Below are 26,320 nucleotides of genomic sequence, written 5' to 3'. Positions count from 1 at the left end.
ATGGCTGATTTAGACGACATCAAAGACGGCAAGGATTTTGGCATCGGTACGCCGCAGGTCAACGTACCGTACACCCTGAAGGGCTGCGGCTCGCTCGACTGGGGTATGCAGTCCCGGCTTTCGCGCATCTTCAATCCGCAGAGCAACCGCACGGTGATGCTGGCCTTTGACCACGGCTACTTTCAGGGGCCAACTACCGGCCTCGAGCGTATCGATCTCTCCATTGCGCCGCTGTTTGGCGAAACCGACGTGCTGATGTGCACGCGCGGTATCCTCAGGAGCCAGGTGCCCGCCGCGACGAACAAACCGGTGGTGCTGCGCGCCTCCGGCGGTAACTCGATTCTGGGCGAGCTGTCGAACGAGTGCGTGGCGGTGGCGATGGAGGATGCCCTGCGCCTGAACGTCTGTGCGGTGGCGGCGCAGGTGTACATCGGAAGCGAGTTTGAGCATCAGTCTATCAACAACATCATCAAGCTGGTTGACGCGGGCGCGCGCTACGGGATGCCGACGCTGGCGGTGACAGGCGTAGGAAAAGAGATGGCGCGTGACGCGCGCTACTTCTCGCTGGCCAGCCGCATCGCCGCCGAGATGGGCGCGCAGTTCGTCAAAACCTACTACGTGGACGAGGGCTTTGAAAAAGTGACCGCCAGCTGCCCGGTGCCGATCGTCATCGCCGGGGGCAAAAAGCTGCCGGAGCTCGAGGCGCTGGAGATGTGCTGGCGGGCGATTGACCAGGGCGCGTCGGGCGTGGACATGGGGCGCAACATCTTCCAGTCCAGCGCGCCGCTCGCCATGCTGAAGGCGGTGAAAAAAGTGGTTCACGAGAACGTGAGCGCTCGCGAGGCGTTCCAGTTCTGGCAGGAAGAGAAACAGGGAGAAGCGAAATGAACGTGACGTTAGTGGAGATCAACATCAAGCCCGAGCGGGTGGATGAGTTTCTGGAGGTGTTTCGCGCCAACCACGAGGGGGCCATCAGGGAGCCGGGCAACCTGCGCTTTGACGTGTTGCAGGACCCGCGGGTGAAAACCCGGTTCTTTATCTACGAGGCCTATAAGGATGAAGCGGCGGTGCTGGCGCACAAGCAAACCCCGCACTATCTGGCGTGCGTGGATAAGCTTGAGGAGCTGATGTCGGAGCCGCGCAAAAAGCGCTGTTTCGTCGGGCTGTTGCCGGAGTAACGTTTTGCCCGGTGGCGCTACGCTTACCGGGCCTACGGGTATGGTGCCGGGTTTGCCCGGTGGCGCTAACGCTTACCGGGCCTGCGAGTACGGGGTTGTGGTGATTTTGTAGGCCGGGTAAGCGTAGCGCCACCCGGCGTATTTCAGGCCAGCTCAAAATCCGCAAGGATCGCAGAAAGCGCTTCCCGCGGCTCCCCCTGAATCGCCCGTAGCGGGAACGGCAGCGCCGGCGCTTCCACTTTCCCCATCATTTCGGCCGCTGCCGCTATCACCCGCAAACTGCCGTAGCGGCGGAATAGCGCCCAGAGCGGTTCCAGCCGATCGGACTGCGCCGTCTCTTTCGAACGCGCAATCGCCAGCGCCGTATGCGGGAACAGCCCGCCGATCACTGAATACCAGACGTCAAACCCGGCATGCAGTGCGGATGCTGCCTGCCAGTCCCCGCTGATGCCCATCGTGACCGTATCCGGCAGGCGAGCACGAACCAGCGCAATATCCTCCGGCACGCGTCCAAATTTCACCGAGCCGATATTGGGCAGCGCCGCCACGGCAACCATCAGCTCGTCGCTAAACGTAAACCCGGTGGTGGCGGGGTTATCGTAAACGCACAGCGGCACGGAGAGCTGCCGTGTCACCGTTTCATAAAGCGAATACACCTCATCGGACGTCAGCCGCTGATACGACACCGGTGCCATCAGTACGCTGGCCGCGCCTGCCGCCTGCGCGTTATCTGCCAGACGCAGAATATCGTCCAGCCGGAGTGCGCCGATGCTGACCATAACGGGAATATCGTTGGCATGCTCCACCGCGCAGCGGGCGATCTGCGTGCGCTCTTCAACGGTGAGATATGCGTAGCTGCCCGTCGAGCCGAGTATGCCCAGCGAATCCACCCTCGCGTCGACCAGCGGTGCCAAAAGTTTTATGAAAGACTGCTCGTTAAACTTCCCGTCTTTCAGGGGCGTTAACGGAAAGGCACTTAAGCCGTGAAACATCGCGTTGTCCTTTTACCGGGCTATTGTAGGCCGGGTAAGCGTAGCGCCACCCGGCGTTTTTCAGGCTTCCTCCACGCTTACCCGCAGTGCCGCCAGCGCCTTGCGCGCCGCCTTCAGCACCTGCTCGCACTGCTCAATGGTGAGCGTCAGCGGCGGTTCAATGCGGATGGTTTTCGAGTTGTTGAGCGTTCCTGCCACGAGAATCCGCTGGCGGAACATCTCGCTCGCGAAGCTGTAGCCGATTTCGTTATCAACGAACTCAATCGCCATCAGCATGCCTTTGCCGCGCGCCTCCTGCACCAGGTCCGGGTATTCCCGGCCCAGCTGACGGAAGCCGTCCAGCAGCATATCGCCTTTCTGCTCCGCCTGCGCGGGCAGGTTCTGCTCCAGCAGCACGTTGATGGTCGCCAGCGCCGCCGCACAGGCCAGCGGATTACCGCCAAAGGTGGTGGTGTGCAGGAACGGATTGTCGAACAGCACGGAGAACACCTCCTCGGTAGCAACCGTCGCGCCAATCGGCATCACGCCGCCGCCGAGCGCTTTTGCCAGACACAGAATGTCCGGCTGGACGTTCTCGTGCTCGCAGGCAAACATCCTGCCCGTGCGCCCCATCCCGGTCTGCACTTCGTCGAGGATCAGCAGCGCGCCAAACTCATCGCACAGCTGACGCACGGCGGGCAGATAACCCTGCGGAGGCAAAATCACGCCGCCTTCACCCTGAATCGGTTCCAGGATCACCGCCGCCACGTCGTCACCGGTTTTACGGCATTCGCTCAGCACGGTGCGCATGGCGTTAATGTCGCCGAACGGCACGTGGCGGAAGCCCGGCAGCAGCGGCATAAACGGCTTGCGGAAGGTGGATTTGGCGGTCGCAGACAGCGCACCCAGGGATTTACCATGGAACGCGCCGCTGGTGGCAATGAAGGTGAATTTCCCGCGCGGCGACTGGTACGCTTTGGCGAGCTTGATTGCCGCTTCGACCGATTCCGTACCGCTGTTGCTAAAGAAGCTGTACTTCAGCTTGCCGGGCGTTAAGGCCGCCAGCGTTTTCGCGAGCATGGCGCGAAGCGGGTCGAGCAGCTCCTGGCTATGGAGAGGTTGTTTCGCAAGTTGATTCTGTACGGCGGAAACCACAACTGGATTACGGTGCCCCACGTTGAAGATACCAAAGCCACCCAGGCAATCAATAAACTCCTGTCCCTGGGTGTCGACAAGCGTATTCAGACTGCCCGCTTGCCACTCTACGGCTCCGTAATCCCCGCCGGCGGTAACAGATTTGCGATACTCCAGAAAACCAGGATTGACGTGCTCTTTAAAGTAATCAATGACCTCTCGGTTAAGTTGTTTCATCTCCTCATGATCGAGCGTTCGCTTTTCAATGAGATTCAGTGCGTGCGCGGTACAGGCAAGAGCCGAGGCGCTGGAAGGTAACCTGTTCAAAATATGCTCCCGGGGATCGCGTATCACATGATACTGAGGTAAGTATTGCAGGGATTACGCCACCTCAGAGGGCTTAACGAAAATCGGGATAAACGCCAGGTTAAATCAAAGTTGTGCAATATTTAATCATGCCATTGCGCGCCGCACGGAATAAGGGATAGCGGGCCGGTGATGAGGTTTCAGCAATTGCACTGCTCCAGGGCAGGGAATGCGACGTAAGGGTGCATTACAGGATGATGCTTTGTGGGTAGTTTCATTACGAAAGTATTTTAAATCAATTAATTAGAAAAACGTACGAAAAGTGCGGTTTAACCCGAATTTGCGATCTCAATCATAGTTAACAACTAAAGATAAATTTTTTATCGCCGAAAAAACATAAGCCACAAAATTAACATTCAAATAACCTGCAAGGGATGCTCACTATGTCCTCTCCTGACTATGTCACCCAGAATGAATATCCGCTGGACGATGACACCACGCTTATGTCGACCACCGACCTCCACAGCTACATGACCCACACTAACGACACCTTTGTGCAGGTGAGCGGCTTTACGCTCCAGGAGCTGCTTGGGCAGCCGCATAATATCGTGCGTCATCCCGATATGCCGAAAGCGGCTTTTGCCGACATGTGGTACACGCTGCAAAAAGGCGAGCCCTGGAGCGGGATTGTCAAAAACCGACGTAAAAATGGCGATCACTATTGGGTACGCGCGAATGCGGTACCGATGGTGCGTAATGGCCAGAAGACGGGCTATATGTCGATTCGTACTCGCGCCACGGAGGAGGAGATAGCCGCGGTGGAGCCGCTTTACAAGGCGCTCAACGAAGGACGCTGCAAAAAACGCATTCATAAAGGGCTGGTGGTGCGCAAAGGCTGGCTCGGTAAATTACCGGCGATGCCGCTGCGCTGGCGCGTGCGTAGCGTAATGGCGGTACTGTTTGCGGTGATGGCCGCAACGCTGGTTGCCAGTGCTGCGGGATGGACGTCGCTGGTAGCGGCGGCCGTGGTGATGCTGCTTGGCACCCTGGTGTTTGAACAGCAGATCGTCCGCCCGGTTGAAAACGTGGCGCGCCAGGCGCTGAAGGTCGCCACCGGAGAGCGTAACAGCGTTCAGCATCTTAACCGCAGCGACGAGCTGGGCCTGACGCTACGGGCCGTCGGACAGTTGGGTCTGATGTGCCGCTGGCTGATCAACGACGTGTCCAGCCAGGTCGTGAGCGTGCGCGACGGTAGCGACAGGCTGGCGCAGGGCAATGAAGATCTCAACGACCGCACGCGCCAGACCGTGGCGAACGTGCAGCAGACCGTGGCCACAATGAACCAGATGGCGGCGTCGGTGCAGAGCAACTCTGAGACCGCAGCCGAAGTCGACAAGCTGTCGATGGCCGCCAGCAGCGCGGCCACGCAGGGAGGCACCGTGATGCAGACCGTGGTGAAAACCATGGATGACATTGCCGACAGTACCCAGCGCATTGGCTCAATTACGTCTCTTATCAACGATATCGCCTTCCAGACCAATATTCTGGCGCTGAACGCCGCGGTTGAGGCGGCCCGCGCGGGCGAGCAGGGGAAAGGCTTTGCGGTGGTGGCTGGCGAAGTGCGCCATCTTGCCAGCCGCAGCGCCAATGCGGCGAACGATATTCGCAAGCTGATCGACGCCAGCGCCAGCAAAGTGCAGTCCGGCGCCAGTCAGGTACACGCTGCGGGTCGTACGATGGATGATATTGTCGAGCAGGTGAAAAACGTCACGCAGCTTATCGCGCAGATCAGCCATTCCACCTCCGAGCAGGCCACGGGATTGACCGAGCTGACGCGTGCCGTGGCGGAGCTGGACAGCATTACGCAGAAAAATGCGGACCTGGTCGAAGAGAGCGCACATATTTCCGCGATGGTTAAGCACCGGGCCGGACGCCTTGAAGATGCGGTTACCGTGCTGCATTAAGAAATGCCTGCTTCGAAAAAGCCGTTTATTCCCCCGGGGGTAAACGGCTTTTTTGTTTTTCAGTATAAGTTATGTTGTTAATGAAATATTAAGTAACTAAAAAAACCTGCCGATTTTTAATTCTTGTGCCCCGACTTCATTACGAGTGAAAAAGAAAAAAACGATCAAAGTCATAAAGTTAGCAAGTTTTCTTCCGATAACAGCGATCGTCTGAGAAATAATCACATCGATGGGGTAAATATGTTCATACATGACGTAAAGATCGGCACGAAATTATTTCTGGCGTTTGGATTATTTATTGTCCTGATGGTCGTCAGCGCAAGTTTGTCTCTGATGAGCCTGAATCGGGCAAACAATGGAATGCAAACCATCCTTACCAGCGACTATCCAACCACGGTTAAAGCGAACCAGCTAATCGACAACTTCCAGGAATTTATAAGCACACAGCAGCTTATGCTACTGGACGAACAGGGGACGTACACGACGCAGTCAGAGCAGCGCCTGAAGGCCATCAGCGAGCGCATCACCGCAATCCTGAGCGAGCTGGACAACGCTCTCGAGGATAAGAAATCTCAACAGGCGCTGGCGGATATCCGCGGCGTACGTCAGCAATATCTCGACTCGCGCTATCGCATTTTGCAGGCCGTGCAGAATAACGACCGTGCGGCTGCGATAAACGAGATGATGACCAACACCCTGAACCTGCAACAGTCCTACAAAGCGAAAGTGCAGGCGCTGATTGCGATCCAGGGCCGGGCAATGCAGAGCGCGGGCGTGCAGGTGGAAGGCGATTTCCGCACCAATCGTCTCCTGCTGATCGTGATTACGCTGTTCAGCGTCGTGGCAGCCAGCCTGATTGGCTGGCTCATTGTGCGATCCATTACGCGACCGCTGAACGACGCGGTGAATTTTGCACAAGCCATTGCCGATGGCGATCTGACGCGCAGCATTACCTCGCACGGTAAAGATGAAACCGGACTGCTTCTTACCGCACTGATGGAGATGAAAACGCGCCTGCTGGAGATTGTGCAGCAGGTGCAGACCGGGTCGGAAAACATCTCCAGCGCCGCCGCGCAGATTGTCGCCGGCAATCAGGATCTTGCCGCGCGCACGGAGGAGCAGGCCAGTTCTGTTGAACAGACGGCGGCGTCGATGGAGCAGATCACCGCCACGGTGAAGAACACCGCCTCGCACACCGGGGAAGCGACCAACCTGTCTGCCGATGCGGCTGCGGTGGTGAAAAACAACGGGGAGATGATGAAGCAGGTTACCAGCAAAATGCGCCTGATTAACGAAACATCGAACCGGATGTCCGACATTATCGACCTGATCGATGCCATTGCCTTCCAGACGAACATTCTGGCCCTGAATGCGGCGGTCGAAGCGGCCCGGGCGGGTGAGCATGGCCGTGGTTTTGCGGTGGTGGCGGGCGAAGTGCGCCAGCTCGCGCAGAAGAGTGCGACATCCGCAAGTGAGATCCGCCAGCTGATCGAAAGCTCGACAAGCCAGACGCAGGACGGCATGAACCTTGTGGAGAAAGCCAGCGGGCTTATCAACGGGATGGTCGGTAACGTGGAGGAGATGGACGTTATCCTGCGTGAAATCCGCCAGGCCAGCCACGAGCAGACGGAAGGCATCTCGCAGATCAACAGCGCGATTGGCCTGATAGACGCCACCACCCAGCAGAACTCCGCGCTGGTGGAGGAGTCTGTTGCGGCGGCGGCATCCCTGAAAGAACAGGCGATGCACCTGAAAGAGCTGGTGCGCGTGTTCCGCGTGAGCGACGGTGTGCTGGCTTAATCCAGCTGGGAGATCTCCAGCGCCGCGCGGTCAATCACGCCGATAATCTGTTTGAGCTGCGCGTCGCTGAGCTCTTCCTGGTTCACCTTCAGATCCAGCACCGCTTTGAAGTTATCTAAAGCCCGCTTCATCTGCGGGTTCTTGCGCAGCTGGAACCCGACGGAACGCGCCTTGATACGCGTCTGGATCTGCTCCAGCTGTTCCCGGTTAGCTTCCAGCCACTGCTCTCCGGCGGCGTTAATCGCAATCCGCTTACGGCCGTTCTCTTCTTCGGTAATGGCGATCAGCGTCTGATCCTGCAAATAATCCAGCGTCGGGTAAATCACCCCGGGGCTTGGCGTGTAATGACCCTGCGTCAGGTTCTCGATCTCCTTAATCAGCTCGTAACCGTGGCTCGCGCTGCGCGTCAGGATGTCCAGGATCACCAGCCGTAAATCGCCATGGCCAAAAAATCGTGGCCTGCGTCCACCCCCGTCGTGTTCGTGTCGCATGTTTTTTCCTCAATTTGATATATCTAAACTATATCTTAGATATATTCAGATGCAATCTAAAAAATCTTGATTTCTGAGTTAATAGCAATCATTATCATTAAAAATTCATTCCGATATATCGTATTCACCTGAGAAGGGCATTACCATGGCATCTACCCGTTACCCTCAACGTGTCCGCAACGATTTGCGTTTTCGCGAGCTGAACGTGCTCCGCGCCGGGCGCGTCAGCCCAGGATTTCAGCGCATTGTGTTAGGCGGCGAAGCGCTGGAGGGCTTTAGCTCACGCGGCTTTGACGACCATACCAAAGTCTTTTTCCCGGCACCGGGCACGACCTTCGTGCCGCCTGTCGTCACCGATGAAGGCATTAATTGGGGCGACGGCGTGCGTCCGCAGGCGCGTGACTACACTCCGCTGTACAATGACGAAAAAAATGAGCTGGTGCTCGATTTCTTCGTTCATGATGGCGGCATTGCCAGCAACTGGGCGGTAGAGGCGAAGGTGGGCGACAAGCTGACCATCGGCGGTCCGCGCGGTTCGCTGGTGGTGCCGGAAGATTATGCCTGGCAGCTGTACGTGTGCGACGAGTCGGGCATGCCCGCGCTGCGCCGCCGTCTGGAAGGTATCGCAAAACTGCCGGTTCGCCCGGCGATCCACGCCATCGTCACCGTGGGCGATGCGTCGTATAAAGACTACCTGGCGCACCTGAGCGAGTTCAACATCACCTGGGTTATCGGCCACAGCGAGCAGGCGGTGGCGGAGCATCTGGCCGCGCTGACCGTGCCGGAAGAGGATTACTTTATCTGGCTGACCGGAGAGGGAAAGGTGGTGAAAAGCCTGAGCCGTCAGTTTGAAACCGATGCGATTGACCCGCAGCTGGTGCGTGCCAGCGCGTACTGGCACGCAAAATAGTCAGGCGGCGGGATCCAGTTGCGCTTCGCTCACCTGATGTTCGAGCGAGGCGCATACCTCTTTCAGCGCTTTCTCCTGCTGGGCAAAGTAGGCTTCCATATTGCTGAGCGACGAGACGAGCAGCCAGGATTCTTCCTTCTCCAGCTCTGCCAGTTCGCTCACCAGGGCGTCGATTTGCTCACGCACCTGCGCCATCTTTTTACGAATACGTTCCAGGTCGTTCAGCCTGTCGCTCGCCATCATCGGTTCGAACCCGTGTTGCAGACGGGCGACCAGCGAGCGTATGGCCTTCACGTCGCCGCGCTGTTTGGCCTGGTTGAGTTGCACCATCATCCGGTTGGCTTCTTCTTTTAAGTCATCGGCAACCAGATCCGGGTGGCATAGCCTGCTCGCCTGGCGCCAGAGCCGCTTCAGTTCGTTCCGATCCTCTTCAGAAAGAGCCTTGCCTTTACGCAGGCGCACTTCGGCATCATGATGCTGTTCGCGATACTTCCTGTACTCTTCATTGGCCTCATCGCGCGCCTGACGCGCCGGCTCTTCTTCACGCGTTAGTCCGGTCTCCAGCTCCTGCGCTTCGGCCAACAGGGTGGCAATAAGATGACTTTGCTGCTGAAGATGCTTGCGCGCCTCTGCCGCCTGAACGGAATCCGCAGGCAGTTGTTGCCAGCGCTGGGTGAGCGTCGACAGAACCTCCACGGCCTGCGCCATATAGCGCTGGCAGCGGCGGTAATCCTCTTCCCGGCGACGCGCCTCCGCCTGCTGACGACGCAGGTTCAGCTCCGCCAGCGTTTTACGCAGGACGAGGATCTGCTGCATCAGCGGCCCGAGGCGCGAAAAATAGAGATCGTTGAACTCATCAAGCTGCTGCACCCGGGCGTTACGGCGGTCAATCAGGTCACGCAGGCGCTCCTCCAGCGCTTTCAGCTCCAGCTTGCTGGCCGCCAGCTGCGGATCGCGCCACGGGGCAACGGCACGCTGGTTTTGCAGCCAGGCGGTGATAGCACGGATGGCAGCGGTGTAGTTTTGCTGCTCAAGCGCCGCGACGATGGAAAGGAGATCATCGTCAAAGGCTTCATCTTTGAGGCGTTTTAGCTGGCTCTGGATGATGTCGTCATCTTCCAGCTCAATGGCATTTTTAATGATTTCTAGCCGTTTGATCGGTGTGCTCATGATGCCTTTCGCTCTGGCGCTTAAGTATTTGAGTTAAGGGTAGTTGTGGTCAACGCTACAGGAAATAATACACACGGATGATGATCGGCGCGATGGGGGATTTCTTTAGTTTTTAGGGGTTGTGAAGGAGTGAGGGTGATGGAACGTTCCTTCTGGAACGATGAACGCAAAGTTATACGTGGCCTTAGAATTCACTTTTGAATGCGGGAGCCGAGAAACTCCAAAATTTGGGGCTTCGGAGGCGCGCAGCGGCAGCGGTACGCCGCAATAACTGTCAGAGAATGCTTAACAGCATCGGGTGATCGCACGGGGTATTGCCATCGAGGGGAGACTACGTGCTGGCAGACCCACGGGGCGAAAGAAATGGCTCTAAAAACAATATAGGGCGGATTAACCGACCTTATTTTACGCTGTAACCCGCTCGTTCCACGCGTCCGAGTATTGGACGTTCCCATCGCAATACTTCCAGGTGATCCGCTCATAACGGAGCTGTATTCCCTCATTATGATTGTGTATCTGTAACGCTGGCTCTTTACAGTTATGCATGACGGGGTTAATGCTGACTACCCGGACGTTTTCAAGCAGCATATTGAAATATTCAACCTCCTGGCCCGCATCGTTGATCTTATACCACTTGATCTCTGCGCTTTTCAGCGTTTGGCCAGTGGCTACCGCTTTGTAGAGATACGGGCTGGAGCTATCAAACTCCTTTTCAATTACGAGCGGCGCATGTAAGCGCGTACCGGTGATCTTGCCGGTGTTGTTATCGGTCGGAACTAACAAGCCGTGACTAAAAGAGAGGATCTCTATACTACCTTCTCTATTTTGAACATCCACAGATCCCTTAATCGGGTTGCCACCATCATCCTTAAGCCATAGATAAGCAGGAATAGCCATTTTGAAAACTCCATTTCCGTTGAGGGTAAACCCTCATTAACGGCTAAAAACGGATCGCAGGTGATACAAATTGTGTTATAAGTTAGTGTTATTTAATTTCGTTACTTATTGATATTGCAAATAAAATTAATAAATTGATCCTAAGCAGTACGCGTTAGCATTATTGCTCTTATGTTGCCCTTTTTGCCTGGCAGAAAGGAATAACGATGGCATGTATACCGATTTATCCACCCCGCGGGCTGGAGATATTGCGCGAACACATAAGGCTCGCGCGGGCGCGTCACGAAGTCCAGGATATGGCCGCCCCGCTTACGTATACATGGTTTTATGAGCGAGTAAGGAATGGCGGGCCGTGGGATTACAAACAACAAAAACGGGCTTATGCTGACTTCGGGAATTTCCATTACGGCGCTGTGGGTTATGCAGCGTGCATCCCTGCAAAGATTTTGCTTATTGCTGCCGGCGCGGCGCAGTGGAAAGCCGGCACATCAAGACCCGAGTGGGGTGATTTCACGGGGGCTCCGCCGTTTGGTGATGATCCGATTGACCAATTTTGGATAAAGCAAGGCATCGACTATGTTAAACAGCATCACTTTTAGGACGCTGCACTGGATCGCCACTATCCTTATGGCCCTGGCGGTCGCGGGGTACTGTTATTTCCAACATATACAGCGTTTAACTGTTAGTGATCGGCTATATGAAGTTCGCCAGCTTACGCCCCGGACCTGGTTATATATTACTGAGTATGACGGCTCGAACATGACCACGGGGGAAGTGTATCGTTATTTTTTAGCGAGCAAGATTGACGGTGATCCGCTGGTGGCTCTCGAAAAACAACATATCCCGCCCACGCTTACAGCGAACACCGCCCGCGCGAAAGTTGACGGCATAGGCAACAATATCTCATTTACTGTTTACGGCACCGTGTACAGCTTTACAACGTCCGCATTTTTTTATGATGCTGAGGGAATAGCGGCCGCGCCGTCAATCGACTTAACGGCCCGCGGCGAGAGCTGGGACAAGGGGAAATTTAGTCGATAGATAAATATTTGATTAAAATCCCTTGTGGTCGGGTCAATGACCCGATGAGCCGCGTGGAAGTTTTCACGGCGTAATCTCGGAAAGGCTTTCGGCATTACGGATTACGTCTGGTATCAGTTGCCGGGCGGTGCGGTATATGTTGGCGGCGCGGAAAAAGCTCTGTTTGCTGATCGCCCGATTGAGATCCCGCATGTATTTAATCAGGGGGCAGCCGGGGGAACTCAATGACGCTTCACATGGTGCAGAGTCTGCGCCCCGGCGGGGAAAGGGTGACAAAAGTCCACCTGCAAAATGACACGATGGCTGTCACCAGGACATCCTGCAACCGTACTACGGGTAAGCCACTGGAAAAAACGCCCGTTCAGCGCCAGATTGAAAGCCATTATCCGGAGCTGACATCGGGATGCATTTGCCAGCGTTTGGCCGTGTGATGGATCTCGTTGAGGCAGTGAAAAGCGGCAATTTCTCCGATCCGTTCCGTCCCCGCTATGCGGTTGGCGGCTTTGCGGAAAACCAAACTGAAAAGATTAAAAGAATTTCAGTGTTTTTCACTTTTATGGATCTGCGGAGGATCTAGTGAAATTTATAACTATAAGATAATGAATGATATTTTAGATTTTATGTGAAAAAAGAAGATCAAAATACAGGAGGCGAGAAGTACATGGAAAATCCGCGCGGTGAGAGCTGGCGCGGGTTTGGGGGCAGGAAGTCACTTTTAAAAACTGAAATGTGTAGCAGTGTCTGCTCATGCTGCATGTAATTTGTTAGACATGACATGCAAAGTCTTTTCGCTATAGACGGTGGTGTTGCTGGGAATGTCTTTGTTCACAAATGACATAGCGCCGATCACAACGTTGTCACCGATGCGAATCTTATCTGCGATGATGCAGGAACCCGCACCAATACTGACGTTGTTGCCAATTATAATGGATATTGGTCCTTTATTAACATTCGCGCCGGTAATGCCAATCGTGATGTTTTGTCTTATCCGGAGAGAATGACCTATTACAGCCGAACCATTTATTACAATCCCGTGATGATGAGAAATCACCATGCCGGGTCCGATGTGCGCCCCCAACTGAATCTCAGTTCCATATTTGAAAATGAGGTTTCTGTTTAATTTAGCGGCTCGTTTTTTCAGGAACTTGTTGCCCGAGCGATGCCAGTGCGACGCGATGCGCCACCAGAAGTGGAAGCGGCGATCCGGACATTTGATAGCTTTATGCAGCACACTGAACCACGAAAATGTCTTAGAACTCATCATTACTTCCTGACGTAAGCATTCACGTAAATGAGTTGATCTCGCTTGTTTATCCATTACTTATCTTTCCCTTTCATTTGTCGCGAGAATTTAAAGTCAAAAGTCTACGGAAAGCAACTTTTTGGCGTAGTAGTTATGTGGAGAGGGCTTGTCATAATCTTGAGGGGAGGGAGCACTCTTACTTTTGTGCGACACTTTTGCCTCACCCATGCATTAAGTAACAAAAAAGCCACTCGCGGGAGTGGCTTAACTGGATGATTCTAAAACCAAAATTTGGTGGCCCCTGCTGGACTTGAACCAGCGACCAAGCGATTATGAGAACGATACACCTGCTATTAAAAACAATAAGTTACATTGATATCATAAACTTAAAGATTGAATGCTGTCGGTGTTTATTGGGCGTTTGAGTTCTGAGGGGTCAGAAAGGGGGCATCCACAAGACACCCCGCCTACTAGCCAAGTTTCTTGATAAAATGTTATTCAGTGTCATCATCAGAGAATATTGATGCGAGTTCAAAAAGTTCACCAACATCTTGATATTCACGCCACATCATAAAATACTTATCAAGTACCTTTAATTTTGTTTTGTTTTCGTCATACTCAAAGACGATAGGTTTAATCCCATGTCTTGTTTGTAGTTCTACACTTCGGGCAAGCGCTTGTGATAACTTCCTAGAAGTCACGCTGAATTTATTAGGATGCGATTCTTTAATAGTCTCTCTTATTACTTTCTCATACACCCCAATTTCAAGGATGCTTTTCTCAATTTTTAGCAGAGCAAATAGTATCCATTTGTAGAGATTTAATTCTGTTTTACCAAAGCCCTTGCTAAAATCCATCAATAGACGACGAAATCTTGCATTTTGCATATCAAGTTCTTCTTTGATCTCGTTGTCAAGGGCAATATTGGTGCCGACGGTTTTACTCTCAAGTTGTCTAAAGTGAACATCGCTTAATTGACATGCCTTAAGGCATATTTTTTGAACGAGAAAGACATTTCCATTTGCTTTTAATATAAGATTTCGTTTGAACTTATCATCAAAAACAATATTTAATAAACGTTCACTTTTACTAAAAAGATTATTTAAATCATCATTTTTCCACAGGTCTGCATTTATAGATTTTACTCTTCCAGTAAGATCACCATTGGCAGCTGTTATTCGATCGTTCTCTAACCAAACTCCGATGATTATGAAACAAACTTTCGAGAGCTCGTGATAAGCCTTTAATGTAATTGAAAAATCCCTTTGTGTTTGAATAGGGAGATAATGAAACTCTTCTAAAATAATATACTTTGAAAACCCAATCTTATTAATGACATGGATTATGTCATTGATATCATTGGAGTTTATGGCAAAATCATGTGTTTTTTTATCTCGACCTGCACCACCTCCGGCTTCAATTTCAGCAATCCCAGGGATTTTAAATTTTATTTTCAAGGAGCCATCTACCTTAATGTTTGTAGAGTCCTCAATGGTGAAACCAACCTTTTTAAGTATTGCTAGCTGTAGGTCCGCAATACTCCAGTTATTATCGCATGTGATAACAACAGCATCATTTTCTTCTAAATGTTTTTTTCGTAATGAGGTTTTACCTTGCTTTGAACTTCCATAAATAACGATATGGTTTTCTTGAAGGAGTGTTTCAATAAAAACTTCATCAACATGAGGTCTTTCTACATAGTTAGCAGGAATATCACGTGAAGTTTTGAATATTTCATATACTGAGTTTCTAGGTTCCATGATAGTTCATCTTATTCAGAGGATTTAACTTTATCGCTTCTTCTAAATGGTCAGGAGCGAAATGTGAATAACGCATGGTCATTTTTATATCGGTATGCCCTAGTATGCGTTGTGTAATAATATATTACCGCCATTAATCATAAAATGGCTTGCGAAAGTATGTCGTAGAACGTGAGAGAGTTGGACATCTGGTAAATTCAATTCGGCACGTTCTACAGCTTTACGAAATGCTGAATAACATGATTTGAAGTAACGACCAGGTCTCTCAGGTTTTGGGAGTGATTCATAAAAATTATGGCTGATTGGCACCGTTCTGTTTCTGTTGCCTTTTGTCTTGAAAAAGCTGACTTTCAGGTTTTTAATTTGTTTGGTTGTTAAAGATTCAGCCTCATCCCATCGCGCATCAGTTAAAAGGCATAAGCAAGCCACCCAATAAGTGCTCTCATTTCGACTCTTCAAGCATTCATCTAAGAGTCTAGTTATTTCTTCACTCTCTAGGTATGCCAGTTCAGCTTCTTCAGATTTAAAAGGCCGAACATTGGTCAATGGGTTGTCTAGCTTCCAGTGCCCTAGTCGCTTTAGTTCATTGAACACTGTCCGAAAATAGGCCAGCTCTAAATTCATAGTTCTGGGAGAAACCTGCTTAACGCGAACGGTACGGGATATTTCACCGGATAGACGTTTTTTCCTATATAGGGAAAACATGGTTGCATCAAATTCATGTGCTAGGGGATCGCCCATGCTTTCACAGGCAAATTCCATTGTGGATTTGCGCTTTTCACCATCGTCCAACGTAACGCCATGTTCATCAAACCACTGGTTTACTAGGTCGCGCAATTTACGGCGATCCTCTTTTCCGTCCAGCCAAGGTTTAACGTGGACGTTTTCCAAGATGTGATTTTGGTATGCAAGAGCCTCGCCTTTGGTTGGGAACGTCTTGCGGATGCGTTTGCTGGCTTTCCCCTGGGGTTTTCCTTCAGGGTAAAAGTCCAAAATCCATTTGCCATCCTTTTTTTTTCTTATCGACATAACTATGAACCTAGTTCATTCTTTTGTTCGGTTTCCTTATCCCAATAAATCTCGTCTAAATATTCAGACCATGGTTCAAATATAATGTCTTGGCCATCCTGTTTAAATATATGAAAACCGTCTGATGTCTCACCTGCGTAGACCCCAATAACACCTCTCGCGTTCCTGAATTTTCTTCCAGCTATCGTTTTTGGAGCGAGGCGTAATGCCTCTGAGAAACTCAGGGTGAAATTATTATCTCGTTTTAAAGTTTTTGGGAAAGTAGGTGGTGATGTGAGTTTGTTTATTTTACTGTCAAGGTTTTTAATCATGTCGAATAAAACTGAGTCTTGAGCACTCAATTGTAAACGATCGATATGCGCAGGTTGAATTCTCAGAAGTTTAATTATTGAGTTTACATCATCCTCAGGCGCTGCCTCTGTCTCTTTTAGCATTGCGGATACTTCGCTGACATCGCGAATAACAGTATCAATCCTTAGATTAGGGTTGTATTGAACATATCTAAAACCTGTAATATCAAAAGGAGTATTGGTTAACCCATCGGTGATAAGAATGGTCTTTTTGTTAAATGCTTGCCTAAGACCTAGCTCATAAAAAACATTTGCATTTTTAGAGCTTAAATCACAAATAGCCATGTCACATTCAATTATTTTTTTCAAAATGTCGAACATTATCATGTGGGAGGCTTTTGAATCATCAGCTCTAATTGCTTTATAACCGGCTTTAAGGCACGCAGGTTTAATCAGATGTTCGTAAACACGGTTAAAATGCCCATTATCATAATCCGGATGATCAGCTATAGGCATGATTATGAAGCACGTTTTTTGAGTACTATCACGAGGTTCTTTTTCAAAAGATTCAGGATTATTCATTTACTTACTCTCTGAAATTATTAAAACAACTCTCCCTATTACTTCAATATCCTCTACGGCACAATCAAATGCCATGCCCACGCCGCTTACACGCACTTTGCCTATCGGGATTCGAGTCAATGTTCGGATGCTGATCTTACCTTCAATATCTACTAACCAGTCACCGTCATATACCTCCGAGAAAGACTTATCAACGATGTACTGTGATTTTTCATCCAAAAGGCAAAAAGGATTAGTAGGTAGAGGAACTCCGGCACGGAAGAACACTTTATCAAGCATTGCATATCCGCTTTCATAAAGTTGACCGTCTACCAACTTCTTGCGGGGGAGGTTAAGTATGTCTAGCGCTTCATCATCAAACTTTTTGCCTTTACCTGTAGCGAGCCATTCCAGGGTGACTCCAGTTTCGGCCATACAGCGCACGACAATATCAGACGGAAAAAAACCTCTTTTGTAGCGCATAGCTAAACTGCTGCTTGCGATACCAAGGTGGTCGGCTAAGGCTAGTTTTGTCTTGAATCCGTAAGCTTCGATAACTCTGTCCAGAACCTCAGGACTACCTGAGTCAAAATTAATTTGTAGGCTCACACTAATTTCTCTTTATTTATAGATCGGTTCTAAAATAACATCCGTTCTGTAGCTTTTAGTGAATATTACTGAGTGTTGACGCACTCAGACGAAAAGAGGAGTTTGCACTATGCGCCCGAATATTACAATCACCATCCCTACGCCCTATCTGCCTATTGATGAGTAACCCACAGGACTACGAATGGCGCTCACAATTCCTTCATGAGATACCCAGGTGCGGAGGCTGGCGCAGTCCGCCGCGCAGCTGGCTGCGGAGAAGATGCAAATTCCGGCGAAATACAGTCAGAGTTTGCCCGCGGCGATCCCGCTTTCTGTGCCTACAAGCCGCACTGCTCTGGCGGCCGCAGCTGTGAAGAAAGCCCAGCAGGAGGCCGCAGCCGTCGCGGATTTGACGGGCGTAAAAAAGCTGATGGGGGATTTTAAACAGCAGCGCGAAAGCCTGATTTCTGGCATTGCCAGCGGCTTAACGGAATTGCAGGGAAAAAGCGCCAGGGCATGGGTATTTACCGCCAGCGGCGATCTGCCGTCCACGCTTCTGGAGCTGGTAAAAGGGATCCCGCTTCAGTCCTCCGTGTATACCGCCGCCATGATGCTGGTTGGCGACAATCTCGACGGCATAAAAGGAATGATACATGACCTCGAACCCGACACTGGCGCTTAACGGTGAAGCAATTCTGCTGAAGAACATGCGCGTGACCGTATCGCAGCAATTTCAGGACAAAGACCAGTCCGGCCAGACGAGTGCAACCACGAAATCCGAGCAGGGCATCAAAGGCAAGGAGCTGCGCGTTTCCGGCGAAATTCCGTATAAAAATCCGGAGATCCTGCGCCGTATCTTTGAGCTGGCCAGCGCGACGGATGCCAGCGGCCAGCGCCAGAAATACCGCGTTGCACATGAGGCAGCGCGGGCGGTGAATTTCCGCGAGGCGATTTTTACCGGAACACTGGACGCGCCGCCGCAGGACGGGCGCATGTCCTGGCTGGTTACGTTCACCCTGACCGAACATATCAGCGTGCAGGAAAAACGCGAGGCCAGGGCAAGCGGCAAAACCAAAGCCGTGAAGCAAACGGCGGGAAGTGGCGGAGGTCAGAACGGTGGCCAGGCCGCTGGCGAGGATGAAGAAAAACTGACGTGGTTTGAAAGCAACGTGCTCAAGCCCGTAAATGACGCACTGGCATAATCATGAAACCGATTAAACGTTTATATCTTTCAACGGATGAAATTCACCTGGCTGATGCCAGCCTGGTGCTGGAGCTGAACAGCTGCGGCCGGGGGTTTATTACGGCCGGAACAACGCAGGACTATACGGGGAAGCTGGTGCGTCTCGATGTGGGTTACGTTACTCGGAGTTTGGCTCAAAAGGCATTGAGTGGTTGCCTATTGCAGAACATCTTTTTGCCGATGAACCAGAGGCGTGGCAAGCAGCATACGAGCACTGGATGAATCGAAGTAAAATTACCGCGCCGCCGAAAAAACATGACAATTACCTGTCAGAGTTTCCCTTCAGTCATCTTGAGGCCAACAATTTTTTTTGACTTGAGATCCATTGTGCACGCATAGTCATGTTGACCTTTGGGTTAAAGCCGTTGGTGAATCTGACTTTATCGCCTATGAAAGTGAGCTGATTTTTTTTTGAATCAATACGGCCATGAGAAAAAATCGTGTCCACAAGGCTGTCTGTCCATTCATATTCGTATTTTGCAGCTTGTTGGATTAACGGCTTGCATTTGGTCACAGCGTCTACAAGGTTCTGATCGAAATTACACTGCGTGTCTGTATTTGAGCAGTTCTGTGCGGCCTTCGCCGGTTCATCATTGTCAGAAGCAATGTAAACACCAAACCCAACAGCCAGAACAATCAGTACCAGGCAACCGCCTAGAGTCTGTTTTGCTGTGACGCCTGGATTCTTAACGCCACAATGTGGGCAAGTTTTTGCTGACGCTGAGACTTCTTTTTTACACTCTTTACACTTTGTGAGAGCCATGAAAATTCCTTTTTTGGATGTTGGAATTGCGATCCATTGCACTGAAAGGGGATCATGAGGGGACAAAAAGGGGACACTGACCGCAGAAATGAAAACGCCACTTAATGAGAAAGTGGCGTAATCGCATGATTCTAAAGCTAAAATTTGGTGGCCCCTGCTGGACTTGAACCAGCGACCAAGCGATTATGAGTCGCCTGCTCTAACCACTGAGCTAAGGGGCCGTGGCGGTGAATTATAAAGTAACTCCCCTCAGCAATCCAGCCATTCACACCTGCCTGCTGTTTTTATAAACAATGCATAATCAATCCTTTATACTTATCTTATGATGCATAAACAGGAGTAGAGATGATCAACGATATTCTGGCCCCTGGCCTGCGGGTGGTGTTCTGCGGTATCAATCCGGGCAAGTCATCGGCGCACACCGGTTTTCACTTTGCTCATCCGGGAAATCGCTTCTGGAAGGTGATCCATCAGGCCGGTTTTACCGAAAAACAGCTTAAGCCGGAAGAAGAGCAGCAACTGCTGGATACGTGCTGCGGTATCACCATGCTGGTCGAGCGACCCACGGTACAGGCAAGCGAAGTGAATCTGCATGAGTTGCGCACTGGCGGTCGGGAACTGGTGAAGAAGATTGAAGACTACCAACCCGCAGCGCTGGCGATCCTCGGCAAGCAGGCTTACGAGCAGGCGTTCAGCCAGCGCGGTGCTCAGTGGGGTAAGCAAAACATTACTATTGGCGTAACGCAGGTGTGGGTGCTGCCGAATCCGAGCGGGCTGAACAGGGCGACGCTGGATAAGCTGGTGGAGGCATACCGGGAACTTGATGAGGCGCTGATGGTGCGGGGGCTTTAGCTCCACTGCGGCCTGATGCCCTCTCCCTGGCCCTCGTCCACAGGGAGAGGGAATAAACAAAAAAAAAGCTCCCGATTGGGAGCTTTTTGCTGTTTACCTGGGTTAGTCGTCCAGGAAGCTACGCAGTACTTCAGAGCGGCTTGGGTGACGCAGCTTACGCAGCGCCTTCGCTTCGATCTGACGGATACGTTCGCGGGTAACGTCGAACTGTTTACCCACTTCTTCCAGCGTATGGTCGGTGTTCATATCGATACCGAAACGCATACGCAGCACTTTGGCTTCACGGGCGGTCAGGCCAGCCAGAACGTCGTGCGTGGCGGCACGCAGGCTCTCGGTGGTGGCCGAGTCCAGCGGCAGCTCGAGGGTGGTATCCTCGATGAAATCACCCAGATGCGAATCTTCATCGTCACCGATTGGTGTTTCCATGGAGATAGGCTCTTTCGCGATTTTCAGCACTTTACGGATCTTGTCTTCCGGCATCAGCATGCGTTCAGCCAGCTCTTCCGGCGTCGGCTCGCGGCCCATCTCCTGCAACATCTGGCGAGAAATACGGTTGAGTTTGTTGATGGTCTCAATCATATGCACCGGAATACGGATGGTACGCGCCTGGTCTGCGATAGAGCGGGTAATCGCCTGACGGATCCACCATGTAGCATAGGTGGAGAACTTGTAACCACGACGGTATTCAAACTTGTCTACCGCTTTCATCAGACCGATGTTGCCTTCCTGAATCAGATCCAGGAATTGCAGACCACGGTTGGTGTATTTCTTGGCGATAGAGATAACCAGACGTAAGTTCGCTTCAACCATCTCTTTCTTCGCACGGCGGGCTTTCGCTTCACCGATGGACATACGACGGTTAATGTCTTTCACCTGCTCGATGGTCAGGCCGGTCTCTTCTTCAATCTGATGCAGCTTTTGCAGGCCGCGCTGGACGTCTTCTTTCACGTCGTGCAGCTTTTCAGACCACGGCTTGTTCATCGCGATAGCGGCGTTGAACCAGGTTTCGCTGGTTTCATTGCCGGTGAAGAGGGTAATGAAGTTCTTCTTCGGCATTTTGCACTGTTCAACGCACAGCTTCATGATGATGCGTTCCTGGGTACGTACGCGATCCATCATCACGCGCATGCTATTTACCAGGTAGTCGAACTGCTTTGGCACCAGGCGGAACTGTTTGAACACTTCAGACAGCTTCAGGATCTCTTCCTGAGCGGCGGCATGGCTGCGGCCTTTCGCTTTGATGGTGTCACGCGTCACTTCGTACTGGGTACGCAGCTCGGCAAACTTCTCGCGCGCCAGTTCCGGGTCGATACTGTTGTCGTCGTCGCTGCTGTCGTCGTCTTCTTCTTCATCTTCGTCTTCGTCGTCATCCATCTCTTCCTGAGACAGCTCAGAACCGACGTGAGTGGCGGTTGGCGCCATATCTTCTTCAGCGTTCGGGTCGACAAAGCCAGTGATCAGATCGGACAGACGCGCTTCTTCCGCTTCAACGCGATCGTACTGCTCCAGCAGATAGGTAATCGCTTCCGGGTATTCGGCAACAGAGCACTGAACCTGGTTGATCCCGTCTTCGATGCGTTTTGCGATGTCAATTTCGCCTTCGCGGGTCAACAGTTCAACGGTACCCATTTCGCGCATGTACATGCGGACCGGGTCAGTGGTACGCCCGATTTCAGATTCCACGCTGGACAGGACCTGTGCAGCAGCTTCTTCCGCATCTTCGTCAGTGTTGTTGGAGGTTTCAGCCAGCAACAGATCATCGGCATCCGGTGCTTCTTCCATCACCTGAATGCCCATGTCATTGATCATTTGGATGATATCTTCGATCTGATCTGAATCGACGATATCTTCCGGCAGATGGTCATTGACCTCGGCATAGGTCAGATAGCCTTGCTCCTTACCGCGTTGGACAAGAAGTTTCAGCTGTGACTGCGGGTTTTGCTCCATAAGACGGTATCCACACTTAATTCGTTTGATTGGTGTCGGCGATGAGGCTGCCAACCTTTAAAGCGAGGGCGTACTTATATTTTTGCCGCTGCCTCTCAGTGCGGCTGCCGGGGGCTTCCCGATCGATATTCGGCACTTAAGCCGTTAAATTTTTTATTTCTTCGCCAGTTCCTGGTTAATCATCCAGAGCTCCCGGCGTTCTTCGCTGCTTAAGCCATGGGTGCGCTCGCGAGCTATCAACTCTTCCTGGCGCAGCTCAAGCATCGAATCAAACATATGGTTGAGTGAGTCGGTGAACGTTTTTTCTGCGATATCCTTATCTGCTATATCGTCCCACATCGACAGTTTTTCAAGGGTAGCGGCCTCTTTTGTGCCGCGATAATGCTCTAAAAGTTGTCCGGTGGTCAGACCTGGCTGAGACAAACAAGTGTTGACCAATTCTGAAAATAAGCCAAGTCCGGGCAATTTTTCGTGGTTCAAACCCGCCAGCGACGGCACTTGCGGAGCAAGTTCGGGGTTTTGCACCAGTAACCCTATCAGTATACGCATGGTTGTGCGTTTTAGCTGAGGCGCCGGACGTGCCGTGCCGTTTTCAGCCTGCTTTGGCATTAAACGTTCAAGCTGGCTGTCGTCCAGTATGCCGAGCTTGTTGCCTAGCTCCTGTCGCAGATAGATGCGCAGCGTTTCGCCGGGTACCTGGCTGATTAACGGCAGCGCCAGCGTACTGAGCCGTGCGCGCCCGTCCGGGGTACTCAAATCCACCTGCGGCATCAGGCTGTTAAACAGAAACGTGGAGAGCGGCTGTGCCTGCTCCATCCGTGCTTCAAATGCCGCTTTGCCCTCTTTACGCACCAGCGTATCCGGGTCTTCACCGTCGGGCAGGAACATAAAGCGTAACTGACGTCCGTCGGTCATGTACGGCAGCGCGGTTTCCAGCGCGCGCCAGGCCGCGTCGCGTCCTGCGCGGTCACCGTCGTAGCAGCAAATCACGTTGTTGGTGACGCGAAACAGCAGCTGGATATGGTCCGCCGTAGTGGACGTACCCAGTGACGCAACGGCATAGTTAATGTCGTACTGCGCCAGCGCAACGACGTCCATATAACCTTCGACGACCAGAAGCCGCGGAGGTTCCGCATTTTCCTGCTGCGCTTCATAAAGACCGTACAGCTGGCGGCCCTTATGGAAAATATCGGTTTCCGGGGAGTTGAGGTATTTCGGCAGGGCATCACCCAGCACGCGACCACCAAAACCGATCACCCGGCCACGCTTGTCGCGGATCGGGAACATCACCCGTTCACGGAAGCGGTCGTAGCTTCGTCCCTGGTCGTTGGTGACCAGCATGCCTGCGTCGATGAGGGATTTACGATCTTCGCTATTGCCGCCAAAACGCTTTAACACGTTGTCCCAGCCGGGCGGGGCGTAACCAATAGCGAAACGCGCAATCACATCGTCGCTCAGTCCGCGCTTGTTCAGATACTGACGCGCAGGCTCAGCCGCAGAGTGCTTAAGAGACTGTTGATAAAACGAATTCAGGCCATCCATCAGTTGATACAGCGTTTGCCGCTGATGGCGCTCGATCTGACTTGGCCCACTGCCCGCTTCATACGGCACTTCAAGGTTATGCATCGCCGCCAGCTCTTCGACGGTTTCAACGAACTCGAGCTTGTCGTAGTTCATCAAAAAATCGACGGCATTACCGTGTGCGCCACAGCCGAAGCAATGGTAGAACTGCTTTTCACCGTTTACGGTGAAAGAGGGGGTTTTTTCGTTATGGAACGGACAGCACGCATGGTAGTTCTTGCCCTGCTTTTTTAGCTTCACCCGCGCGTCGATGAGATCGACGATGTCGGTTCTGGCAAGCAGGTCATTGATGAAAACGCGTGGGATTCTTCCGGCCATATGCCCCAAAAATTTAAGCGACTTATAAACGAAAACAAGCCGCGCATTCCTTCCGGAAGCACGGCCTTACGACTACAACTCTGTCTGTCAATTGAGGGCGTTGGCCCTCAACAGATTAGTACAGACGAGTACGGCGTGCGTTTTCGCGAGCCAGTTTCTTCGCGTGACGTTTCACAGCGGAAGCTTTAGCGCGCTTACGTTCGGTCGTTGGTTTTTCATAAAACTCACGACGACGAACTTCAGCCAGAACACCTGCTTTCTCGCATGAACGTTTGAAGCGACGCAGTGCTACGTCGAACGGCTCGTTTTCACGTACTTTAATTACCGGCATGTAACTCTCACCTTTAATAAATTCGGTTTGCCGCTGGCATCAACGCCAGCTTATTTCAAAATGGTGCGGAATTTTACTGCAAATGCTGCTGCTTTGTAAAGCACCGATGCGATTTTGAAAGGGACTTTAATAAGGGTGAGGAGTATACACGAGGCTTCTTCCTGGGGCGAACAAAGTTTTACAACAATCCGCCCAGGCTCTACACTGCGCGGTATTGAAACGAGGTAAAACAAGTCATGCGTGTACTGGGTATTGAAACATCCTGCGATGAAACCGGCATCGCCATTTACGACGACGAAAAAGGGCTTCTGGCCAACCAGCTGTATAGTCAGGTGAAATTGCACGCTGACTACGGCGGCGTCGTGCCTGAACTGGCCTCTCGTGACCACGTGCGTAAGACGGTTCCCCTGATTCAGGCGGCGCTGAAAGAGGCCGGGTTGAGTGCAAAAGATATTGATGCCGTGGCCTATACCGCAGGGCCGGGCCTGGTCGGTGCGCTGCTGGTCGGCGCAACGGTAGGGCGTTCGCTGGCCTTCGCGTGGGACGTTCCCGCCATTCCGGTTCACCACATGGAAGGGCATCTTCTGGCGCCGATGCTGGAAGACAATCCGCCTGAGTTCCCGTTTGTGGCGCTGCTGGTTTCCGGCGGGCATACCCAGCTGATTAGCGTAACGGGTATTGGCAAGTACGAGCTGCTGGGGGAATCGATCGACGACGCCGCCGGTGAAGCCTTCGATAAAACCGCCAAGCTGCTGGGCCTGGATTACCCGGGCGGCCCGATGCTCTCTAAAATGGCGTCGCAGGGAACGGAAGGGCGCTTTGTTTTCCCGCGCCCGATGACCGATCGTCCGGGGCTGGATTTCAGCTTCTCCGGGTTGAAAACCTTCGCGGCGAATACCATCCGCAATAACGACGACAGCGAGCAGACCCGCGCCGATATCGCCCGTGCGTTTGAAGACGCGGTGGTGGATACGCTGATGATCAAGTGCAAGCGCGCGCTGGATCAGACCGGGTTTAAGCGCCTGGTGATGGCGGGCGGCGTCAGCGCCAACCGTACGCTGCGCGCGAAGCTCGCCGAAATGATGCAAAAGCGTCGCGGGGAAGTGTTCTATGCGCGTCCGGAATTCTGTACCGATAACGGGGCGATGATCGCCTACGCCGGGATGGTGCGCCTGAACGCCGGCGCCACGGCTGACCTGAGCGTGTCCGTCCGTCCGCGCTGGCCGCTGGCGGAACTGCCGGAGGCGTGAGTTTTTTTGCCGGGCGGCACTTCGTTTGCCCGGCCTACGGTTTTGTAGGCCCGGTAAGCGCAGCGCCACCGGGCAATATCCGCACTACACCCGCAGCATCCCTTTCTCTTCCAGAAATGCAATAATCGTTCCCAGACCGTCACCCGACTTCAGGTTGGTAAACGTCCACGGGCGCTCGCCGCGCATGCGGTTGGTATCGCGCTCCATTACCTCCAGCGACGCCCCCACGTAGGGCGCAAGATCGGTTTTGTTGATCACCAGGAAATCGGATTTGGTGATCCCCGGTCCGCCCTTGCGCGGAATTTTTTCCCCTTCGGCCACGTCGATCACGTAGAGGGTAAGATCCGCCAGCTCCGGGCTGAAGGTCGCGCTCAGGTTGTCGCCGCCGCTTTCGACGAAGATCAGGTCCAGATTGCCGAACTTCTCGCTTAACGCTTCTACCGCCGCGAGGTTCATCGAGGCGTCCTCACGAATAGCGGTATGCGGGCAGCCTCCGGTCTCTACCCCCACGATGCGCTCTGGCTCAAGCGCGCCCGCCTCGGTCAGGATGCGCTGATCCTCTTTGGTGTAGATATCATTAGTCACCACCGCCAGATGGTACGTGTCGCGCATTGCCTTGCAGAGCGCTTCCAGCAGGGCGGTTTTGCCCGAGCCTACCGGGCCGCCCACGCCAACGCGCAGGGGATGTTTGTAATCAGCCAT

The 26,320-nt window shown here is 52.4% G+C and carries 25 protein-coding genes, 1 tRNA gene and 3 pseudogenes; 13 read left to right on the top strand and 16 right to left on the bottom strand.

Annotation, left to right across the window (positions count from 1 at the left end):
- Together lsrF and lsrG are read left to right on the top strand one after the other, a co-directional pair.
- On the top strand, positions 1-888 hold the full coding sequence (gene lsrF / locus INF58_RS03950; protein ID WP_193035217.1) for a 3-hydroxy-5-phosphonooxypentane-2,4-dione thiolase: 888 nt from the start codon (positions 1-3) through the stop codon (positions 886-888).
- Positions 885-1,178 (top strand): (4S)-4-hydroxy-5-phosphonooxypentane-2,3-dione isomerase, encoded by a 294-nt coding sequence (gene lsrG, locus INF58_RS03945; protein WP_047355093.1) that lies wholly within the window; start codon positions 885-887, stop codon positions 1,176-1,178. Before lsrF ends, lsrG begins: the two co-directional genes overlap by 4 nt.
- Before the next feature lie 143 nt (positions 1,179-1,321).
- Here the strand turns inward: lsrG and INF58_RS03940 are convergent, their stop codons facing one another.
- Both INF58_RS03940 and ygjG read right to left on the bottom strand, forming a co-directional pair.
- Positions 1,322-2,170 carry a dihydrodipicolinate synthase family protein gene (locus INF58_RS03940; protein ID WP_193527058.1) on the bottom strand — a complete coding sequence of 283 codons (849 nt, stop codon included), beginning with the start codon at positions 2,168-2,170 and terminating at the stop codon, positions 1,322-1,324.
- Positions 2,171-2,230: 60 nt separating this feature from the next.
- Positions 2,231-3,610, bottom strand: a complete 1,380-nt coding sequence (gene ygjG / locus INF58_RS03935; RefSeq protein WP_193527057.1) for a putrescine aminotransferase — start codon at positions 3,608-3,610, stop codon at positions 2,231-2,233.
- A 422-nt stretch (positions 3,611-4,032) separates the two neighbouring features.
- On the opposite strand from ygjG, the gene INF58_RS03930 reads away from it, so the two are divergent.
- Both INF58_RS03930 and INF58_RS03925 read left to right on the top strand, forming a co-directional pair.
- A complete protein-coding gene (locus INF58_RS03930; RefSeq protein WP_193527056.1) occupies positions 4,033-5,553 on the top strand; it encodes a PAS domain-containing methyl-accepting chemotaxis protein in 1,521 nt (506 codons plus the stop codon).
- A 240-nt stretch (positions 5,554-5,793) separates the two neighbouring features.
- On the top strand, positions 5,794-7,353 hold the full coding sequence (locus tag INF58_RS03925) for a methyl-accepting chemotaxis protein (protein WP_193527055.1): 1,560 nt from the start codon (positions 5,794-5,796) through the stop codon (positions 7,351-7,353).
- Here INF58_RS03925 and INF58_RS03920 read toward each other — a convergent pair.
- Complete coding sequence (locus INF58_RS03920) at positions 7,350-7,844, bottom strand: PadR family transcriptional regulator (RefSeq protein WP_193527054.1); 495 nt, start codon at positions 7,842-7,844, stop codon at positions 7,350-7,352. The two genes, INF58_RS03925 and INF58_RS03920, sit on opposite strands and share 4 nt — an antisense overlap.
- 145 nt (positions 7,845-7,989) lie before the next feature.
- On the opposite strand from INF58_RS03920, the gene INF58_RS03915 reads away from it, so the two are divergent.
- A complete protein-coding gene (locus tag INF58_RS03915) occupies positions 7,990-8,754 on the top strand; it encodes a siderophore-interacting protein (RefSeq protein WP_193527053.1) in 765 nt (254 codons plus the stop codon).
- On the opposite strand, the gene INF58_RS03910 is transcribed toward INF58_RS03915, so the two are convergent.
- Both INF58_RS03910 and INF58_RS03905 read right to left on the bottom strand, forming a co-directional pair.
- Complete coding sequence (locus INF58_RS03910; RefSeq protein WP_193035209.1) at positions 8,755-9,924, bottom strand: DNA repair protein; 1,170 nt, start codon at positions 9,922-9,924, stop codon at positions 8,755-8,757.
- Between the two features lie 405 nt (positions 9,925-10,329).
- Positions 10,330-10,821, bottom strand: coding sequence for an Hcp family type VI secretion system effector (locus INF58_RS03905; RefSeq protein WP_193527052.1), 492 nt, complete (start codon positions 10,819-10,821; stop codon positions 10,330-10,332).
- Positions 10,822-11,027: 206 nt separating this feature from the next.
- Between INF58_RS03905 and INF58_RS03900 the strand changes: the two genes are divergently transcribed.
- The 3 genes and pseudogenes from INF58_RS03900 to INF58_RS20895 all read left to right on the top strand — a co-directional run.
- Positions 11,028-11,420, top strand: coding sequence for a polymorphic toxin type 44 domain-containing protein (locus INF58_RS03900; protein WP_193527051.1), 393 nt, complete (start codon positions 11,028-11,030; stop codon positions 11,418-11,420).
- A complete protein-coding gene (locus INF58_RS03895) occupies positions 11,398-11,862 on the top strand; it encodes a hypothetical protein (RefSeq protein WP_193527050.1) in 465 nt (154 codons plus the stop codon). The genes INF58_RS03900 and INF58_RS03895 overlap by 23 nt, the downstream gene beginning before the upstream one ends.
- Before the next feature lie 72 nt (positions 11,863-11,934).
- Positions 11,935-12,382 (top strand): annotated as a pseudogene (locus INF58_RS20895) (hypothetical protein); the annotation flags it as partial.
- A gap of 225 nt (positions 12,383-12,607) precedes the next feature.
- On the opposite strand, the gene INF58_RS03890 reads toward INF58_RS20895, so the two are convergent.
- From INF58_RS03890 to INF58_RS03870, 5 genes and pseudogenes are all read right to left on the bottom strand, one after another.
- Complete coding sequence (locus INF58_RS03890) at positions 12,608-13,180, bottom strand: serine acetyltransferase (RefSeq protein WP_193527049.1); 573 nt, start codon at positions 13,178-13,180, stop codon at positions 12,608-12,610.
- A gap of 419 nt (positions 13,181-13,599) precedes the next feature.
- Complete coding sequence (locus tag INF58_RS03885; RefSeq protein ID WP_193527048.1) at positions 13,600-14,865, bottom strand: hypothetical protein; 1,266 nt, start codon at positions 14,863-14,865, stop codon at positions 13,600-13,602.
- Positions 14,855-15,894: pseudogene (locus INF58_RS03880) on the bottom strand (tyrosine-type recombinase/integrase). Before INF58_RS03880 ends, INF58_RS03885 begins: the two are co-directional and overlap by 11 nt.
- A 2-nt stretch (positions 15,895-15,896) precedes the next feature.
- Positions 15,897-16,766: a hypothetical protein gene (locus INF58_RS03875; protein WP_193527047.1), complete on the bottom strand. Its 870-nt coding sequence runs from the start codon at positions 16,764-16,766 to the stop codon at positions 15,897-15,899.
- Positions 16,767-17,354 carry a phage repressor protein CI gene (locus tag INF58_RS03870; protein ID WP_193527046.1) on the bottom strand — a complete coding sequence of 196 codons (588 nt, stop codon included), beginning with the start codon at positions 17,352-17,354 and terminating at the stop codon, positions 16,767-16,769.
- 208 nt (positions 17,355-17,562) lie between these two features.
- Here INF58_RS03870 and INF58_RS03865 point away from each other — a divergent pair.
- From INF58_RS03865 to INF58_RS03855, 3 genes and pseudogenes are all read left to right on the top strand, one after another.
- Positions 17,563-18,015: pseudogene (locus tag INF58_RS03865) on the top strand (hypothetical protein); the annotation flags it as partial.
- Positions 17,987-18,535, top strand: coding sequence for a protein phage (locus tag INF58_RS03860; RefSeq protein WP_045891393.1), 549 nt, complete (start codon positions 17,987-17,989; stop codon positions 18,533-18,535). The pseudogene INF58_RS03865 and the gene INF58_RS03860, both read left to right, overlap by 29 nt.
- Before the next feature lie 2 nt (positions 18,536-18,537).
- Positions 18,538-18,798, top strand: coding sequence for a hypothetical protein (locus INF58_RS03855; protein ID WP_193527108.1), 261 nt, complete (start codon positions 18,538-18,540; stop codon positions 18,796-18,798).
- A gap of 64 nt (positions 18,799-18,862) precedes the next feature.
- On the opposite strand, the gene INF58_RS03850 is transcribed toward INF58_RS03855, so the two are convergent.
- The gene (locus INF58_RS03850) at positions 18,863-19,339 is read right to left on the bottom strand and encodes a hypothetical protein (protein WP_227415001.1); all 477 of its coding nucleotides are present in this window, start codon (positions 19,337-19,339) and stop codon (positions 18,863-18,865) included.
- A gap of 145 nt (positions 19,340-19,484) precedes the next feature.
- A tRNA-Ile gene (locus INF58_RS03845) sits at positions 19,485-19,560 on the bottom strand.
- A gap of 124 nt (positions 19,561-19,684) precedes the next feature.
- Between INF58_RS03845 and mug the strand changes: the two genes are divergently transcribed.
- The gene (gene mug, locus INF58_RS03840; protein ID WP_193527045.1) at positions 19,685-20,191 is read left to right on the top strand and encodes a G/U mismatch-specific DNA glycosylase; all 507 of its coding nucleotides are present in this window, start codon (positions 19,685-19,687) and stop codon (positions 20,189-20,191) included.
- A 102-nt stretch (positions 20,192-20,293) separates the two neighbouring features.
- On the opposite strand, the gene rpoD is transcribed toward mug, so the two are convergent.
- The 3 genes from rpoD to rpsU form a co-directional block, all read right to left on the bottom strand.
- A complete protein-coding gene (gene rpoD, locus INF58_RS03835) occupies positions 20,294-22,138 on the bottom strand; it encodes an RNA polymerase sigma factor RpoD (protein ID WP_006812010.1) in 1,845 nt (614 codons plus the stop codon).
- A gap of 153 nt (positions 22,139-22,291) precedes the next feature.
- Complete coding sequence (dnaG, locus tag INF58_RS03830) at positions 22,292-24,037, bottom strand: DNA primase (RefSeq protein WP_063867680.1); 1,746 nt, start codon at positions 24,035-24,037, stop codon at positions 22,292-22,294.
- A 115-nt stretch (positions 24,038-24,152) separates the two neighbouring features.
- The gene (gene rpsU, locus INF58_RS03825; RefSeq protein WP_001144069.1) at positions 24,153-24,368 is read right to left on the bottom strand and encodes a 30S ribosomal protein S21; all 216 of its coding nucleotides are present in this window, start codon (positions 24,366-24,368) and stop codon (positions 24,153-24,155) included.
- 236 nt (positions 24,369-24,604) lie between these two features.
- Between rpsU and tsaD the strand changes: the two genes are divergently transcribed.
- The gene (gene tsaD / locus INF58_RS03820; RefSeq protein WP_063451126.1) at positions 24,605-25,618 is read left to right on the top strand and encodes a tRNA (adenosine(37)-N6)-threonylcarbamoyltransferase complex transferase subunit TsaD; all 1,014 of its coding nucleotides are present in this window, start codon (positions 24,605-24,607) and stop codon (positions 25,616-25,618) included.
- A gap of 84 nt (positions 25,619-25,702) precedes the next feature.
- On the opposite strand, the gene ureG is transcribed toward tsaD, so the two are convergent.
- On the bottom strand, positions 25,703-26,320 hold the full coding sequence (gene ureG, locus INF58_RS03815; protein ID WP_193527044.1) for an urease accessory protein UreG: 618 nt from the start codon (positions 26,318-26,320) through the stop codon (positions 25,703-25,705).

It is taken from the genome of Enterobacter cloacae complex sp. P24RS (genome assembly GCF_014982165.1).
In the GTDB taxonomy this organism is placed as follows: Bacteria; Pseudomonadota; Gammaproteobacteria; order Enterobacterales; family Enterobacteriaceae; genus Enterobacter; species Enterobacter quasihormaechei.
This window is presented reverse-complemented; position numbering and strand designations above follow the sequence as displayed.

Bases quoted from the DNA above. Each gene is read 5' to 3' on its own strand.
- lsrF (WP_193035217.1), top strand. From the start codon at position 1: ATGGCTGATTTAGACGACATCAAAGACGGCAAGGATTTTGGCATCGGT.
- rpsU (WP_001144069.1), bottom strand. From the start codon at position 24,368: ATGCCGGTAATTAAAGTACGTGAAAACGAGCCGTTCGACGTAGCACTG.
- INF58_RS03940 (WP_193527058.1), bottom strand. From the start codon at position 2,170: ATGTTTCACGGCTTAAGTGCCTTTCCGTTAACGCCCCTGAAAGACGGG.
- INF58_RS03905 (WP_193527052.1), bottom strand. From the start codon at position 10,821: ATGGCTATTCCTGCTTATCTATGGCTTAAGGATGATGGTGGCAACCCG.
- lsrG (WP_047355093.1), top strand. From the start codon at position 885: ATGAACGTGACGTTAGTGGAGATCAACATCAAGCCCGAGCGGGTGGAT.
- INF58_RS03930 (WP_193527056.1), top strand. From the start codon at position 4,033: ATGTCCTCTCCTGACTATGTCACCCAGAATGAATATCCGCTGGACGAT.
- INF58_RS03875 (WP_193527047.1), bottom strand. From the start codon at position 16,766: ATGAATAATCCTGAATCTTTTGAAAAAGAACCTCGTGATAGTACTCAA.
- dnaG (WP_063867680.1), bottom strand. From the start codon at position 24,037: ATGGCCGGAAGAATCCCACGCGTTTTCATCAATGACCTGCTTGCCAGA.
- INF58_RS03925 (WP_193527055.1), top strand. From the start codon at position 5,794: ATGTTCATACATGACGTAAAGATCGGCACGAAATTATTTCTGGCGTTT.
- ureG (WP_193527044.1), bottom strand. From the start codon at position 26,320: ATGGCTGATTACAAACATCCCCTGCGCGTTGGCGTGGGCGGCCCGGTA.
- INF58_RS03885 (WP_193527048.1), bottom strand. From the start codon at position 14,865: ATGGAACCTAGAAACTCAGTATATGAAATATTCAAAACTTCACGTGAT.
- INF58_RS03910 (WP_193035209.1), bottom strand. From the start codon at position 9,924: ATGAGCACACCGATCAAACGGCTAGAAATCATTAAAAATGCCATTGAG.
- INF58_RS03890 (WP_193527049.1), bottom strand. From the start codon at position 13,180: ATGGATAAACAAGCGAGATCAACTCATTTACGTGAATGCTTACGTCAG.
- INF58_RS03855 (WP_193527108.1), top strand. From the start codon at position 18,538: ATGAAACCGATTAAACGTTTATATCTTTCAACGGATGAAATTCACCTG.
- INF58_RS03900 (WP_193527051.1), top strand. From the start codon at position 11,028: ATGGCATGTATACCGATTTATCCACCCCGCGGGCTGGAGATATTGCGC.
- mug (WP_193527045.1), top strand. From the start codon at position 19,685: ATGATCAACGATATTCTGGCCCCTGGCCTGCGGGTGGTGTTCTGCGGT.
- INF58_RS03915 (WP_193527053.1), top strand. From the start codon at position 7,990: ATGGCATCTACCCGTTACCCTCAACGTGTCCGCAACGATTTGCGTTTT.
- INF58_RS03920 (WP_193527054.1), bottom strand. From the start codon at position 7,844: ATGCGACACGAACACGACGGGGGTGGACGCAGGCCACGATTTTTTGGC.
- rpoD (WP_006812010.1), bottom strand. From the start codon at position 22,138: ATGGAGCAAAACCCGCAGTCACAGCTGAAACTTCTTGTCCAACGCGGT.
- INF58_RS03850 (WP_227415001.1), bottom strand. From the start codon at position 19,339: ATGGCTCTCACAAAGTGTAAAGAGTGTAAAAAAGAAGTCTCAGCGTCA.
- INF58_RS03895 (WP_193527050.1), top strand. From the start codon at position 11,398: ATGTTAAACAGCATCACTTTTAGGACGCTGCACTGGATCGCCACTATC.
- INF58_RS03860 (WP_045891393.1), top strand. From the start codon at position 17,987: ATGACCTCGAACCCGACACTGGCGCTTAACGGTGAAGCAATTCTGCTG.
- tsaD (WP_063451126.1), top strand. From the start codon at position 24,605: ATGCGTGTACTGGGTATTGAAACATCCTGCGATGAAACCGGCATCGCC.